The sequence below is a fragment of the Pseudobutyrivibrio sp. AR14 genome, from assembly GCF_900101325.1.
Classification (GTDB): Bacteria; Bacillota; Clostridia; order Lachnospirales; family Lachnospiraceae; genus Pseudobutyrivibrio.
Map to the genome: position 1 here is coordinate 70108 of NZ_FMUY01000008.1, position 14861 is coordinate 84968.

Sequence of the window (14861 nt, forward strand, 5' to 3'; positions counted from 1 at the left end):
AAAGTACATATATAATATAGAAAGGATAGTTACTGTTCATAGTAACATTAGTAAATCATGCAACCAGCTAATAATTGGAAGGATTACGAAATAATAGATTGTAGCTCTGGTGAGAAGCTAGAGCGTTGGGGAGATTATGTTCTACTTAGACCTGATCCACAGGTAATCTGGAACACTAAAAAATCCTCTCCTTATTATAAGAAGCTTAACGCTCATTATCATCGTTCAAATAAAGGTGGTGGCGAGTGGGAGTTTTTTGATTTACCAGAGCAGTGGACCATCAGCTATCCTATCTGCAACAAGAATCTTATATTTAACCTAAAGCCTTTTGCATTTAAGCATACAGGCCTCTTCCCTGAGCAGGCTGTAAACTGGGATTGGTTTTCTTCTATTATAAATAAGGAAATAAAAGAAAAGAATCGCCCAGTAAAGGTACTTAACCTTTTCGCCTACACAGGTGGCGCTACACTTGCTGCAGCCGCAGCAGGCGCTCAGGTTACTCACGTGGATGCTTCAAAGGGTATGGTCCAGTGGGCAAAAGAAAATGCAGCCTCATCTGGTCTTTCAGATGCACCAATAAGATGGCTTGTAGATGACTGCCGCAAATTCGTAGAAAGAGAAATCCGCCGAGGCAATAAATACGACGGAATTATTATGGATCCTCCTTCTTACGGAAGAGGTTCCAAAAATGAAGTTTGGAAAATCGAGGATGATATCTTCCCATTTATCCAGCTTTGCGAGCAGATTCTTGCAGATGACGCTCTATTTTTCCTAGTTAACTCATACACAACAGGTCTTCAGCCTGCTGTGCTTAACTATATGATTAGCACTGCTCTTTTGAAAAATCATCCTGGAGAAGTAACAGCTGATGAAATTGGTCTTCCTGTCACTGAGTCAGGTCTTGTACTTCCATGCGGTGCCAGCGGTCGTTGGACCAGAAAATAAACCAACAGCTACATTATTATAAAGAAGGAATTATTTATGACTACAACAATGCAAAACCCACTTGGAACTGAACCTGTTGGAAAGTTACTTAGAAAATTTGCTATCCCTAGCATCATTGCCATGCTTGTAGGCTCACTCTACAACATGGTGGATCAGCTTTTCATAGGAAACTTTGTTGGACCACTTGGAAATGGTGCCACAAATATTCAGTTTCCACTTTCAATTTTAAATGTTTCCATTGCCCTGCTTTGCGGAATTGGCGCAGCTTCTACATTCAACCTTGCCATGGGACGAGGTGAAACAGAAAAGGCAGGCTATTATATAGGAAACGCAATTTCACTTATGCTTTTAGGTGGATTTGTTCTTCTTATTGTTACAGAACTTTTTTTAGAGCCTATTCTTATTGGATGCGGCGCAACTGAAAATATATTACCTTACGCCGTAGAGTACTCACGAATCTGTGCACTAGGCTATCCACTCTTCATTCTTTCTGCAGGTGGTGCACATATTGTTAGAGCTGACGGCAGTCCAAATATGACTATGGCAATCAATGTAACTGGTGCCGTAATCAATACTGTTTTAGATTTCCTCTTTGTTGCAGTGTTTCACTGGGGAATGAAAGGAGCTGCTGTTGCCACAATTATCGGTCAGTATGTTGCCGGTTTTATGGTTCTTGTTTATCTTAAAAAATTCAAAACTGTAAAGCTTGAAAAGCAACATTTCATTCCAGACCTTGCCATTATCGGTTCAATCGCAGCTCTTGGTACTGCACCATTTATCAATCAGATTGCAATGATGATTGTTCAGATTGTAATGAACCATGTAATGGGTCATTACGGTGCTCAGTCAATTTACGGTTCAGATATTCCTATTACATGTGCAGGTATTATTTCAAAAGTTAACGGAATCTGTTTTTCATTTGTAATTGGTATATCTCAGGGACTTCAGCCAATTATTAGTTTTAATTACGGAGCTCAAAATTATAAGAGAGTTAAGAGTGCATTTTATCTTGCATTAAAACTTGCCGCAATTATCACTTTCACTAGCTGGGCTTGCTTCCAATTGTTCCCTCGCCAGATTGTTTCCATATTTGGTACTGGTGACGAGCTATACTTCCAGTTCTGTGAAAAGTACTTTAGAATATTCCTTTTCGGAATCTTCACAGCATTTTTCCAGCCACTTGCTTCCAATTTCTTTACATCAATTGGAAAGCCATACAAAGGAATCTTTATGTCTCTAACGAGACAGGTGCTTTTCCTTGCACCACTTATTGTATTCTTACCTATGATATTTGGTTTCAATGGAGTTCTTTTCGCAGGACCAATCGCAGATGCTCTTTCATTTACCATCTGCTTCATACTGGTTAGAAAAGAATTCTCACATCCTGAATTTAAAGAAGCATAATAAAACGCCGTCTGGCTCTTAAGCTAGACGGCGTTATTTTTATCTTATTTGCATATAATCTGGTCTCGACCAGTTTCCTTGGCCTCGTATAGGTTGGCATCAGCTCGATTAAGTACTTCGTCGATGGTCTCCCCTGGAACCAGGGCTGTCAATCCAAATGACATGGTAATCTGTCTATCGGTGTCTGGCACGTAAATGGTGCGAACCTGATCCATTATCATTGAAAGCTCTCGCCTTGCTATGTCAAGCTCTCGGTCCTTGAATATAAGAAGGAACTCCTCGCCGCCCCAGCGTGCTGCAAAGCCCTTGCCTACCATTCCAGCTTTTAGCTTGTCTGCCACTGCCTTAAGTACCACATCACCCATCTCATGACCGTAGGTGTCGTTAACCTTTTTAAAGAAGTCAATATCAGCGATGCAAAGGCAATATTTGACGCCTTGCTCTACTGCTGCAACACGAATCTCCTGAAGCTTTTTATCAGCGAAACGTCTATTGTTAAGCTCTGTCAATGCGTCGTATTCAACTAGCATCATAAGAGAATGAGCCATTCGCTTACCATCGGTGGCAAGATGCTTGATTTCATCATCTGCGCTCATCAATTCTCGAGGCATCTCACTTTTGAATTCTCCATTTGCCAGAGAATTCATGTACTTGTCTATCTTGACAATTCTATTGGCAATGCGCTTGTTGTAGCGGACCATTATAAAGCCAAAGAAAACAGAAATAATCAAGCATACCGCTATAACAGGAATAACGTATTTGATTACCTCTCTGTTTACAAGTGCTCCAGATTCACATACAGCTATCATACCAATTGCTGTGCCATCATCTGATAAAAGTGGCTTGTAGTATGCAAAGCTCTTTTCATCATAGACCATTACATTAGTATAGAAAGCGCTCTCCTTCTTTTCCAGCACATCTCTTTTTACAACAGCTGCAGCCGCTGTGCCCATAGCACTGTTGCCTTCTTCATCAGATAATGTGGTAATAATTCTAGTGTCATTGTAAAAAATAGATATCTGGATTCCAAGAACGTCAGATAGATTCTTCATCAAGGTGTCATCGCCATTAAGTTTCTCATCACCCTTGTATAAATCTACCTCGCCTGTCTCACTATTAGTCTCAACTCTGAAATCCCCCACATAATATTTATCAAATATGAATCCAACAAGCTCTGCATTGCTTATCAATTCATCTTCTATTTTGTCGGTAATTGCCTTTTTTACAATACTTCCACTGACAGCCACAATAACAATTGTCATAATAGCAAGAGGAACTATTGTCATCCTAAGCATTTGAGTTTTAAGACTGTTTTTAAACTGTTTCTTTTTCATAATCACCCCTCATAAAGCCTGTTGTTAGTCTAATTATACAACATTTTACAATTAAGGTAAGTATTTATAAAAAAGCAAAAGACGAGTCAATTAAGACTCGCCCTTTGTGTATGAAAGATTAGATTAAAGAAAATGAAAGAACCTACTTGTTACGTCTAGCCTTAACCAGTGCAAAAACAGATTGGAGAATGATGAAAATGCAAAGGAGGGCTGCTGTGGCAATATTTGCCCAGCTTGAAAGGAGTTTTCCATTTGTATTAACAAGTACTGTAATTGTACCTGTGATCATTACACCGAAGAATGATCCTATAACATTTCCAACACCACCTGTAAGGAGGGTTCCACCGATTACGGCCGATGCGATTGCATCCATTTCTAGTCCTGTCGCCTGATTTACTGAACCGGACATTGTATTCAAGCAATAAAGAATACCACCGATTGAGCAAAGTAATGAAGAAAGGACATGGGATAACATCTTGGTCTTCTTAACATTAAGTCCCATCATTGTTGCTGACATTTGGTTTCCACCAACTGCATATAGATTACGGCCAAACTTTGTGTACTTAAGCATTAAGAAAATAAGGATAAGTACTAAAAATGCAATGATTACTGTTGGTCGTATATATGGAACAACGATTTTTCCATGTCTATTAGCCTTGCCTAAAAATTCTGGAAGGTTAATTTTTGAATTTGCCCAAGCATAGAATGTTGGGTTGTCGGCTTCTGTAATAGAAATCTGTCCAGAGCAGATAACAGCTGTCATACCTCTTGCAAAGAACATACCTGCCATTGTTACAATGAATGGCTGGATTTCTAGATAACCTACAAGGAAGCCCTGAACTGCACCAAATATAAGTCCGATTACAAGAATCAGAATCACCATCTGAACAGCGCCCATTTTCCACTCAGTCATACCATAAACCAAAAGCATACAGTCCATTGCTATTACTGAGCCAACGGAAATATCAATTCCGCCTGTGAGCATTACGCATGTCATACCGCATGTTACACAGATAAGACCTGCGTTGTTAATTAAAATATTTAAAAATGTCTGGAGGTTTCCAAAACCTTTATCCTGATAGATTCCACAACCGATAGCGTACATAACAACAAATAATGCTATGGTTATGAAAACAAGTACAGTATTTGAATCAAGTTTTCTCTTTGTCTTCATTATGCCGCCTCCTTTACACTAGCTTTTTGAGCTCTTCTTGCTGCCATGTATGCCTTAAAGGCTGGAGCCTGCACAACTACGATAATAATAACGATAATTGCCTTAAATACTGGTGCCTTATCAGTTGAAACACCCATTGCAAGAAGTGTTGTTGTGATAGCCTGAATTGTATAAGCACCGATGATTGATCCTGCGAGATTGAATTTACCACCGCCAAGTGAGTTACCACCAAGAGCAACTGCAAGGATGGCATCCAATTCAAATGTAAGACCAATATTATTTGAATCTGCTGAATAGATTCTTGATGAAGCTACAATACCTGCAATACCTGCGCAGATGCCGCAAATCACATAGCAGATAAAGCAAATAACTTCTGAGTTGATACCTGATATTCTAGCTGCGCGGCTATTGATACCAACTGACTGAATATAAAGTCCTAAAGCTGTTTTCTTAAGAAGAATAGACACAACAGCTATTACAATTATTGCCACAAAAACTGGTGTAGGAATTGGACATCCCGGCAAGAAATTTCCCAGATACTTGTATGGCTCATAACGAATATAAGTAATCTGGTTGTTGCAAAGCAAAAGACCTATAGCTCTACCTGCTGTAAACAGAATCAGCGTAGCAACCATTGGCTGTATTTTAAGCTTCGCTACAAGTGCACCATTCATTGCGCCACTGAGACCGCCCATGAATACACCAAATAACATACCAACTACCATTGGTACTGCAAGTGTTGATACTGAGTTGTTACCATATCCTGCAAGCAACATACAGCATCCACATGCTGAAAGGGACATTACTGAACCCACTGAAATATCGGTTCCCGCTGATACCGCTACTACAAGTGTCTGTCCAACTGCTAAAATCGCAATCTCCGAACCACGATTTAAAATATCAATAATTCTACCAAACAAAACACCGTTGTTGATTTTAATAGCGAAGAAGTCTGGGGACTTAATCACATTAATCAACAATACCAAAATCATACAAAAAATCGGCAAGAACAGTGGTTTCTTTGCAAGCTTCTTAAAATTCTCCATCATTATTCTCCACCTCCTGCTATGGCAGCCATGACTGATTCCTGAGTCATCTCGCCAGATATTTCTCCAACTTGTGCGCCATCACGCATTACATACATTCTTGTGCATGTACGAAGCATCTCCTCTATTTCAGAAGAAATGAAGACGATACTCATTCCATCTTCCTCGGCAAACTTAAGAGCAAGCTTCTGGAATTCTGTCTTAGTACCGATATCGATACCTCTTGTTGGCTCATCAAGAATAAGGAAATCAGGATGTGTGCATAACCATCTTGCCAGGATAACCTTTTGTTGATTACCACCTGATAATTGATTTATAGGAGTCTCCCTTGATGCAGTTTTAATCTGCAACATATCTATGAACTTATCTGCAATTTCATTTTGTTTTGAGGCTGGAATCTTTTTGAACATACCATTCTTTGCCTGAAGGGCAAGAATAATATTCTCCCTAACTGAAAGATCACCAATACATCCATCGGCCTTTCTATCATCTGGCAAATATCCCATACCAGCTTTGATAGCATCAAGTGGCTCTTTAATGTTGAGCTTCTTGCCGTTGACTTTTAATTCGCCAGTTTGAGCTTTATCTGCACCATAGATGCAGCGCACCATCTCTGAGCGGCCCGACCCAAGAAGGCCAGTAACGCCCACAACCTCGCCCTTTTTAATCTGGAAATCAAATGGCTTAATTGTTCCCTTGTGGCTGAGATTAGTAGCATCAACAACAACATCGTCCGAAACATGTGAGGCTCCTTCCTTTTTAATAGAGGCAAGATCGTCGAAATCCTTACCAAGCATTGCCGCCACAAGCTTGACACGAGGCATTTCTTCCACCGAATACTCACCAGCAAACTCGCCATTTCTCAGAACAGTAATTGTGTCACACACTTCATAAACCTGCTCTAAGAAATGAGTAACAAATATTATTCCAACTCCCTTTGCTTTAAGATCTCTCATTACCTTGAAGAGCTTTTCAACTTCATTATCATCAAGTGATGATGTTGGCTCATCAAGAATGAGAACTTTACAATCCATATCTACAGCTCTTGCAATAGCTATCATCTGTTGTATTGCAAGAGAATAATTTTCAAGTGCAATAGTTACGTCAATTTTTAATTCCAATCCATCGACTATTTCTTTTGCTTTCTTGTTCATTGTTCTCCAGTCGATGGTTCCAATAGGTGTCTTTGGCTCACGGCCAATAAATAAGTTTTCTGCCACAGTCAGGTTAGGACAAAGGTTAACTTCCTGGTATACTGTAGCAATTCCTTTTTCCTGGGCCTCTAATGTTGAGTGGTTTATTACTGGCCCATCCACTCCTGCTACATGAATCTCACCTGCGTCGAGAGAATAAACACCAGTCAACACTTTGATAAGTGTAGACTTGCCCGCACCGTTTTCTCCCATAAGCGCATGTATCTCTCCCTTTCTAAGAGTAAACTGTGCATGATCTAATGCTTTTACACCTGGAAAGGATTTGGATATGTCCCGCATAGTAATCAAAATATTTTCATCCATAATCGTTCTCCACTTTCTTTATTTCTAATATCTACGCTAGTTACGCATACAAGCCTTGGCTTTTTCTTATACCTGTTACGTTCACAAGCCTTAGTATTGCTTCGGTCATCTAAAACGATTCCCTTAAGCAATCTAAGAGCTTGTGAACTACAGGTAAGTAAAGTATTTATCAACAACGGCTTGTATGCTACTAGCTTAATTTTTCTAATAACTATAGACTCATATCTATAACAAAGGGGGAAGGAAATTCCCTTCCCCTTTTTAGACATATCTATACGTTTTTTTAGTATGAAGCCTGTGAAGCTGCATCAGTTACTACGATAAGATCCTCTGTAACCTCTTCACCAGCATTGTTTGTATATGTAATTGAAGGAAGGATATCTTCTGCTACGTACCATGGCTCTGTCATGAATGTTTCCTTAGCAACTGTCTCACCGTTCTGAAGTGCCTTGATGATATCTGCACAATAAGAACCCTGAAGTGGGTAGCACATGAAGTCTGCATTGATATCGCCTGACTGTACATACTCAAGACCAGCCTTGCAAGCATCAAATGAGATAAGGATTACATCTCCGTCAACACCATAAGAAACACCAGCTGCCTTCATAGCATCCATAGCACCAAATGCTTCGTTATCATTCTGGCAAACAACTACGTTGAACTTACCTGCATATGACTTGCAGTAAGACTCCATAACCTGCTGTCCACCTTCCTGTGTAAAGTTACCATCCTGTGAATCAAGGATTGTCCATCCCTCTTCGTCAGCGTACTTCTTAAATCCATCTGTACGTCCGATCTGAGCTGAAGAACCATTAGAACCCTCGATAACGAGAACGTTAAGGTCATCAATACCCTTTGCCTCAGCGTAAGCCTTGAGCCATGCACCAGATGCAAGACCTTCGTTCATGAACTCTGAACCTACCCATGAAACATACTTATCAGAATCTTCGATTGTTCTATCGATTACGATTACAGGAATACCTGCGTCCTCGCACTCTGTAAGAACTGTATCCCAACCTGTTGAAACGATAGGATCAATTACGATGTAATCAACGTCGTTCTGAACGAACTGTCTAACTGCATCGATCTGAGCCTTTGAATCGTTATCACAATCAACAAACTGAAGATCATATCCGTTAGCAGCTGAGAAAGCATCCTGAACTGATTTAGTAGATGCTGTACGCCAATCAGACTCATGTCCAACCTGTGCAAAACCAACTGTAATTACATCTCCGCTAGCAGCTGCGTCTCCGCCCTCAGCCTCTGTAGCCTCACCGCCATCTGCTGGTGCTGCTCCACCTGTGGAACCACCATCAGAACCACATGCTACCATTGATGCAGCCATGAGGGTTGCAAACATTCCTGCTAATAATCTTTTTTTCATAAGGTTAATCTCCTTCCTTCTCCTAACCAGCCCCAATTGCTGGCCCTTGTTTTTTTCTAATCCTAATGTAGCATCATGAAATTTTTGCAACAATAAAATAGGTGCAAAAAAGTTGGTTTCTAAACATAGGATAGTACCAATTTTTACCAGTCTGATATTTTGCATACCAATTTCAGGATTAAGTGTTGATTTTTCATTTTTAGGTTGAATATTTTTAATTTAAAAAGAGAATATTTTAAGATTGGTATGTTTAAATGTTGAACAATTTTCATACCAATTTTAGTCAAACTATGCTATCATTTGATTTATGAGAGGGGAACTCTTACGCTTAGGGGGGATAATTTTTATGATTCCAAAATATATTTTACTTAGAGAAAAAATTAATGAGGAAATTTTACAGGGCACCTATCCAATGGCCTCAAAATTACCTACAGAAGTTGAACTTGCGAGGATTTATAATGTAAGCCGCTCAACGGTGCGACAGGCCTTAGACCTGCTAGTTAAGGACGGAATAATAAGCAAACACTGGGGAAGCGGAAATACAGTTATAGGTAAAAGTGATTCTTCTAAAAAAGATACAGTGATGATTCTACTTCCAGATATTTCATCTCAAAGAGGTAGTTCACTTCTTTCTGATATTTCATCTACGCTTTTAAAACAAGGCTTTAAGGTAGAGCACCACCAGACTTCTAATGAATTTTCCAAGGAGCGTAGCTTCCTTCAGCTGATGCTAGATGATATGTATGCGGGTCTTATAATTGAGCCAGCACTTTCAGCTCTTCCTTCTATGAATGTGGATTTGATGCAACAGCTCCTTCGTCGCAAGACTCCTGTTATATTCTTGGAAGCAACACCTATTGGCATATATAATGGCAAGGAGATTTCATCTGATAGTTACAACCTAGGCTACCAAACAGCTCGCTCTTTTATAAACATGGGTAAAAAAGATTTAGGTGGAATTTTTCTACTAGATAATAAATCTTCAGTTCTGACATATTCTGGATTTGTAGATGCTATTAGAGATGCAGGTCTTTCGTATCATGACAATTGTTTTCTCTGGTGTAATTCAAAGGATCCAGTGGGGGTTAATACTAGAAGCTCCTCTTTTATAAACAAATTTTTAAAGCAAGCCTATAATACAGTAGAAACTGTATATCTTGATGACGACACCATAAATGTAGATGGTATCTATCCTGTATTTAGGTCAGAAATAGAATCTAAAAGTATAGGCAAGCCTGCTGCAAAAGCACTTATATCATTGATTAAATAACTAAACGCCAAGGAGTAATTCCTTGGCGTTTTTTTAGAATTTTCTTGATGCAATAAAATCCACATCTAGCATATCACTTGTAAAACATTCCTCGTGAATATATGTAATCTTTGGCACCACTTTTTCTTTTTCAAGATGGTTTATAAGATTATAGATATATGGACCCTGAAGGGGATTGCACTCTACCTCTATGCTTATCTGACCTGCCATACACATGGTGAGGGCTGAATTCATAGCGTCAAATGAGACCACCTTAATTCCACCTTCCGCTCCATATCTTACTCCAGCCTCATTCATAGCAGCTATTGCACCAAAAGCTTCCTCATCATTTTCGCAGTAAACTACATCTATATTTCCTGCGCCAACTTCCTTGAGGGCATTTGACATTATTTCTCGCCCCTTAGCCTTAGTAAACTCTCCGCAATCCTGATACACGATGTTCCAATTATCGTGAGTCTCTATGGCATCTTCGAGAGCCTTAGTTCTGCCAAGCTGTGCTGATGAGCCAAGTGTTCCCTGGATATGTACTATATTTACCGGTCTATCTGCTTTTCCATTTTCTGCCAGAAGAATTTCTAAATTCGTAATTGCGTAGTCCCCTTCTGCTTTGAAATCTGAGCCGACAAAGGCTGTGTATAGAGATTCATTTGAAACCGTTACGTTTCTATCGCAGATTATTACTGGAATCCCAGCTTCCTTTGCCTCTGACAAAACTGTATCCCAACCTGTCTCCACAATAGGGCTGATGATAATATAATCAACTCCCTGCTGGATAAATGTCCTTATGTCCTTTATCTGATTATCCTGTTTTGACCGGCCATCCTTATAGATTAGCTTGTAGCCTCGCTCCTCGGTGAAATTCTCCTTTACAGAATCTGTTAAAGCAACACGCCAGGCAGACTCTGCTCCAGGCTGGGAAAATCCCACAGTTATAAGAGAACTTTCCTCTTCTTCTACGTATGGATCAACTGTTTTCTCCTGACAAGCAATCACCACAAATGCAAGCATAATGCAAAGGAGGCTAATCACTATTCTATTGTTCTTAAACATTAATTATCCCCTTCTCACTATTTAATATTTTAGGAATAACAGCTATTACTGTTGTTCCAACCCCCTCAGTACTTGCTATGGTAAGTCCGTATTCTTCACCATACAAAAGTTGCATTCTCTCATGGACAGTTCTAAGGCCAAATCCTGTCTTTTCTCCTGTCTCAATTGCTGTTCGCATTTCCTGCAAACGCTCTTCTGTCATTCCAGCTCCATTATCCCTAACAGAAAGCTCTATCTTGTCTCCCAAGTCCACCGCCTCTACTCGAATAGAGCCCTTTTCTCGCTGAAGCTTGATACCGTGGTAAATACTATTTTCAACCAAAGGCTGAAGCGTCAGCTTTGGAATAGAATAATCGTAAAGGTCCTTCGGAATAACTACCTCGTAATCCATCCTATCCTGATATCTAACCTTTTGGATTGCTAGGTAACTAAGTACATGTTTTTCCTCTTCCTCCAGGCTAATAATATCCTTACCTCGACTTAAACAGAATCTAAAGAAATCCGATAAGGCACTTACCATCTGTATACTATCTTCTTTTTTGTCTGCCTCAATGAGCCAGATAATTGTATCTAAAGTATTGTATAAAAAATGTGGATTAATCTGAGCCTGAAGTAGCTCCAGCTCAGCGTGGCGTTTCCTTCTCTCAGCCTTTTTATTCTCCTGAATCAAAGAATTAAGCTGCCCCACCATTTCCTCAAAACCATCTGACAGAGTCTGAACCTCAATCTCCTCTGCCTCAACCGGTATCCTCTGTTCAAAATCTCCTTTTTGAATATCCCTTACACGATTGGTCAGCTTTGTAAGTGGATTAGTAATTTTCTCGGTAGTATGTGTTGTGTATACGCCAATAGCTATAACAAGCAAAATAACCGCCACTATAGTGGCTATAATCAAGTATTGTAGCTCTCTTGTAATCTCTGTCTGCAACTGGCTCAAATGAACTGACTCGTGATACAGATAGTCGTACATAAATGTCTGAATCAGCTCCGTTAGGATGTAAATATTATTCTCCAGCTGAACCATACCCTCATCATAGGAGGTGGCATTATCTATTTCATCCATTCTTTCCTCAAGGGTGATACACAAATCTCTAACTGATTCTATGGCATCGATACTAGGCTTTTCTTGTGTCTGCTTCAAAAGCTGATCCGCAAGCTCTCTTGCGCTTTCAACCTCATCCACTGGCTTTCCTTCAGAATAGGCACTATCGCTGACATAGTAAAACATTTTCAAATCAACATCGTTTTTGAAATCCTGGTTGAACTCAGAAGCTGCCGTTACATTATGAAGGATAGTTCGATACTGAATTGAATACCATCCTAAGATGCCTATGAGAATAGCAATAACTATACTCATAGGCAAAAGAATTACTGTTATTAATTTGTGCAGCATATGGCTGGTAGTAGTTTTTTTCTTTAGTTCCCCGCGTATTCTCATCAGCCCTGCCCCTTTGCTCTAAATTCTTTTGGACTAATTCCGTAGGTCTTCTTGAAAATATAGCTGAAATAATGAGGGTCCTTATAACCCACTTTTTCCGCAATCACCTGAGCCTTTTCATTTGTGCTAAGAAGCATATGCTTGGCGTGCTCCATTCTCCTAGAAGTCATGTACTCTACAAATGTAGTCTTATTCTCTCTAGAGAACATGGCACTTAGGTAGCTTGGAGAAATATTGACCTCCCTTGCCACCTCATTAAGACTGAGGTTGGAATCCCCATAATGCTCATCTACATATTTGATAGCTGCTGCAAGCTGTGATTTAGACTGCTTGCCTACTAAATTTTTACGCTTAGAAATAGCCACTTCAAACATCTTCTCTACCAGTTCCATAACAGTCTGGCAGTTGACATTCTCAATTGCTCTTCTTGTATCATCTTCCAATGCCTCATTTGGGTCAATGGATAATTTTCTTAAATAATCGCAGACACACATATACATTGTCATGGCAAAATATTTGCAAAACATTGTGGAATTAAGGGCATTTTTTGTCTGCTTGCTTATAAGATTGCTTAAGAAACCTTGGATTTCTGATTCCTCTGCATTCTCCAGAAATAGCGATACCAAACGCTGGTCGATTGAAGCCTCAGCATTATCCTCACTATTTTTTATAGCCTCTATATCATCATCTGTAAAAATGTGACCTGCAGGGTTCATATATCTACAGCTAAGTCGCTTATTGGCAACCTGACATCCCTTGGCAAACTCTGAGAAGCGTGTGAGAATTCCACTTTCTGCCAAATACCAATTAATCTCGTCCTCGTATACCATACAACGGCGCTTAATATTTTCAATTAAATTCGAAGTGTGAGATTCTATTGTTGATTCGTCGCCCTTAACTATGATGGCATAGGTATCCATACTCCAATGGAAAACTATATACTCTGGGCAACACTTTAGATATTGCATCAGCTGCTCTGAAAGACGAGCCATCTGCTTAGAATATGCAGGGGCAGCTGCCACTCCTGTCATTGGGGTAAAATCAAGAAGTACAAGATTGTAATGAGTCGTATCAAGAGAAAGCCCCAGCTCCTCGGAACGTTCGTAAACCTCCAAAACAGACATGGTGCCATTTACCAATTGATTAAAAAATTTTACCCTGGCGAATTGCTCGTACTCTTGAGACTCTTCTTTGAATTGCTCTAGATAATTATTTTTTTCATTTTCCTTATCCAGTTTTATCTTGACCTCGGACATAACATCCCCAAGCTTGTCCTTGGTAATTGGCTTAAGGATATAGTTGTCCACGCCAATATTAATCGCCTCCTGGGCATAAGAAAAATCATCAAAACCACTTATGATAATAATACGTGTATCAGGAAGCTCTTTTCTAATCATTTTGGACAAAGCTATACCATCCATAAATGGCATCCTGATATCTGTAATAAGTACGTCCGGCTTAGTTTGTCTAATAAGTGGTAACGCCATCTCTCCATCTGCGGCATCCCCAACGTAGGCAAATCCCGCCTGTTCCCATGGAAAACTAGCTTTTAACCCGTCGCGGATAACAATTTCATCCTCGACTAAAAATACACTATACATTATTCCCCAAAATTCCTTTATATAACCTTACTGCTCCTTGGATTTCAAAAACTCTGAAATCATCTTGTAGAGAGCCTCTGCTGTGGCTTCAACTCCCATAAGTGAACTATTCACGCAAAAATCATATCCTCTACTATCGCCCCACTTCATCTTTGAATAGTAATTGTGATATGCCTTACGCTTTTTATCGTGTCTAAACATCTTGGCCTTGGCCTCTAGCTTGTTAAGCTTGTAAAGACGACATATACGCTCTGTCTTGGCCTCCTCATCACCTCTTACAAATATAGAGATAAGGGCTGGATTGTCTCGAAGAACATTCTCCGCGCATCTGCCTACAACCACAAAGCTCTCTCCACTGGCTGCCTTGTTACGAATAAAATCAAACTGTAACTGGGCGATGGTGTCTTGAATAGATGATGAATGACCTCTAACAGTACGATGCAGCCCCTGATGCTTCATCTCTTCGTGCTTGTGGAGCTCCTCAGAATCGATACCATTTTTCTCGGCCATCTGATCCAGCATATTTCTGTCGTACATAGGAATATCGAATTTCTCCGATAAAATGCTGGCAATCTCATGACCACCACTGCCATATTCTCTACCTACTGAAATGATAAACTGCCCCATATGCTCCCCTCCTCCAGTATTTTCTACTTTTATTTTATATGATTAATTCTCAGAAGTCGAGTCATGTCTTT

Annotated in this window: 12 protein-coding genes; 3 read left to right on the forward strand and 9 right to left on the reverse strand. The window is 39.8% G+C overall.

Annotated elements, in window-relative coordinates; translation table 11 throughout:
- Nucleotides 1–57 precede the first annotated feature (57 nt).
- Both BLP50_RS08950 and BLP50_RS08955 read left to right on the forward strand, forming a co-directional pair.
- On the forward strand, nt 58–945 hold the full coding sequence (locus tag BLP50_RS08950) for a class I SAM-dependent methyltransferase (RefSeq protein WP_090153847.1): 888 nt from the start codon (nt 58–60) through the stop codon (nt 943–945).
- A 36-nt stretch (nt 946–981) separates the two neighbouring features.
- Nucleotides 982–2349, forward strand: coding sequence for an MATE family efflux transporter (locus BLP50_RS08955; RefSeq protein ID WP_090153849.1), 1368 nt, complete (start codon nt 982–984; stop codon nt 2347–2349).
- A gap of 44 nt (nt 2350–2393) precedes the next feature.
- Here BLP50_RS08955 and BLP50_RS08960 read toward each other — a convergent pair whose 3' ends face one another.
- The 5 genes from BLP50_RS08960 to BLP50_RS08980 form a co-directional block, all read right to left on the reverse strand.
- Nucleotides 2394–3683, reverse strand: coding sequence for a diguanylate cyclase domain-containing protein (locus BLP50_RS08960; RefSeq protein ID WP_090153852.1), 1290 nt, complete (start codon nt 3681–3683; stop codon nt 2394–2396).
- A 142-nt stretch (nt 3684–3825) separates the two neighbouring features.
- The gene (locus tag BLP50_RS08965) at nt 3826–4857 is read right to left on the reverse strand and encodes an ABC transporter permease subunit (protein WP_090153854.1); all 1032 of its coding nucleotides are present in this window, start codon (nt 4855–4857) and stop codon (nt 3826–3828) included.
- Nucleotides 4857–5906, reverse strand: coding sequence for an ABC transporter permease (locus tag BLP50_RS08970; protein ID WP_330386080.1), 1050 nt, complete (start codon nt 5904–5906; stop codon nt 4857–4859). The genes BLP50_RS08965 and BLP50_RS08970 overlap by 1 nt, the downstream gene beginning before the upstream one ends.
- Entirely contained in the window at nt 5906–7420 is a 1515-nt protein-coding gene (locus tag BLP50_RS08975; RefSeq protein WP_090153856.1) for a sugar ABC transporter ATP-binding protein, read from the reverse strand. The genes BLP50_RS08970 and BLP50_RS08975 overlap by 1 nt, the downstream gene beginning before the upstream one ends.
- Nucleotides 7421–7703: 283 nt before the next feature.
- Nucleotides 7704–8804, reverse strand: a complete 1101-nt coding sequence (locus BLP50_RS08980) for an ABC transporter substrate-binding protein (protein ID WP_090153858.1) — start codon at nt 8802–8804, stop codon at nt 7704–7706.
- 346 nt (nt 8805–9150) lie between these two features.
- Between BLP50_RS08980 and BLP50_RS08985 the strand changes: the two genes are divergently transcribed.
- Complete coding sequence (locus BLP50_RS08985; protein WP_176753733.1) at nt 9151–10074, forward strand: GntR family transcriptional regulator; 924 nt, start codon at nt 9151–9153, stop codon at nt 10072–10074.
- 33 nt (nt 10075–10107) lie between these two features.
- Here the strand turns inward: BLP50_RS08985 and BLP50_RS08990 are convergent, their stop codons facing one another.
- The 4 genes from BLP50_RS08990 to BLP50_RS09005 all read right to left on the reverse strand — a co-directional run bounded on the left by BLP50_RS08990 (nt 10108) and on the right by BLP50_RS09005 (nt 14790).
- On the reverse strand, nt 10108–11124 hold the full coding sequence (locus BLP50_RS08990; RefSeq protein WP_090153861.1) for an ABC transporter substrate-binding protein: 1017 nt from the start codon (nt 11122–11124) through the stop codon (nt 10108–10110).
- The gene (locus tag BLP50_RS08995) at nt 11117–12481 is read right to left on the reverse strand and encodes a sensor histidine kinase (protein WP_242869250.1); all 1365 of its coding nucleotides are present in this window, start codon (nt 12479–12481) and stop codon (nt 11117–11119) included. The genes BLP50_RS08990 and BLP50_RS08995 overlap by 8 nt, the downstream gene beginning before the upstream one ends.
- Before the next feature lie 80 nt (nt 12482–12561).
- On the reverse strand, nt 12562–14163 hold the full coding sequence (locus tag BLP50_RS09000) for a response regulator transcription factor (RefSeq protein WP_090153866.1): 1602 nt from the start codon (nt 14161–14163) through the stop codon (nt 12562–12564).
- A gap of 27 nt (nt 14164–14190) precedes the next feature.
- A complete protein-coding gene (locus tag BLP50_RS09005) occupies nt 14191–14790 on the reverse strand; it encodes a cytidylate kinase-like family protein (RefSeq protein ID WP_090153869.1) in 600 nt (199 codons plus the stop codon).
- Nucleotides 14791–14861: the final 71 nt, after the last annotated feature.

What these genes read in the sequence shown, in the direction of transcription:
- BLP50_RS08950 (WP_090153847.1), top strand. Translation starts at nt 58, where the DNA reads ATGCAACCAGCTAATAATTGGAAGGATTACGAAATAATAGATTGTAGC.
- BLP50_RS08955 (WP_090153849.1), top strand. Translation starts at nt 982, where the DNA reads ATGACTACAACAATGCAAAACCCACTTGGAACTGAACCTGTTGGAAAG.
- BLP50_RS08960 (WP_090153852.1), bottom strand. Translation starts at nt 3,683, where the DNA reads ATGAAAAAGAAACAGTTTAAAAACAGTCTTAAAACTCAAATGCTTAGG.
- BLP50_RS08965 (WP_090153854.1), bottom strand. Translation starts at nt 4,857, where the DNA reads ATGAAGACAAAGAGAAAACTTGATTCAAATACTGTACTTGTTTTCATA.
- BLP50_RS08970 (WP_330386080.1), bottom strand. Translation starts at nt 5,906, where the DNA reads ATGATGGAGAATTTTAAGAAGCTTGCAAAGAAACCACTGTTCTTGCCG.
- BLP50_RS08975 (WP_090153856.1), bottom strand. Translation starts at nt 7,420, where the DNA reads ATGGATGAAAATATTTTGATTACTATGCGGGACATATCCAAATCCTTT.
- BLP50_RS08980 (WP_090153858.1), bottom strand. Translation starts at nt 8,804, where the DNA reads ATGAAAAAAAGATTATTAGCAGGAATGTTTGCAACCCTCATGGCTGCA.
- BLP50_RS08985 (WP_176753733.1), top strand. Translation starts at nt 9,151, where the DNA reads ATGATTCCAAAATATATTTTACTTAGAGAAAAAATTAATGAGGAAATT.
- BLP50_RS08990 (WP_090153861.1), bottom strand. Translation starts at nt 11,124, where the DNA reads ATGTTTAAGAACAATAGAATAGTGATTAGCCTCCTTTGCATTATGCTT.
- BLP50_RS08995 (WP_242869250.1), bottom strand. Translation starts at nt 12,481, where the DNA reads ATGAGTATAGTTATTGCTATTCTCATAGGCATCTTAGGATGGTATTCA.
- BLP50_RS09000 (WP_090153866.1), bottom strand. Translation starts at nt 14,163, where the DNA reads ATGTATAGTGTATTTTTAGTCGAGGATGAAATTGTTATCCGCGACGGG.
- BLP50_RS09005 (WP_090153869.1), bottom strand. Translation starts at nt 14,790, where the DNA reads ATGGGGCAGTTTATCATTTCAGTAGGTAGAGAATATGGCAGTGGTGGT.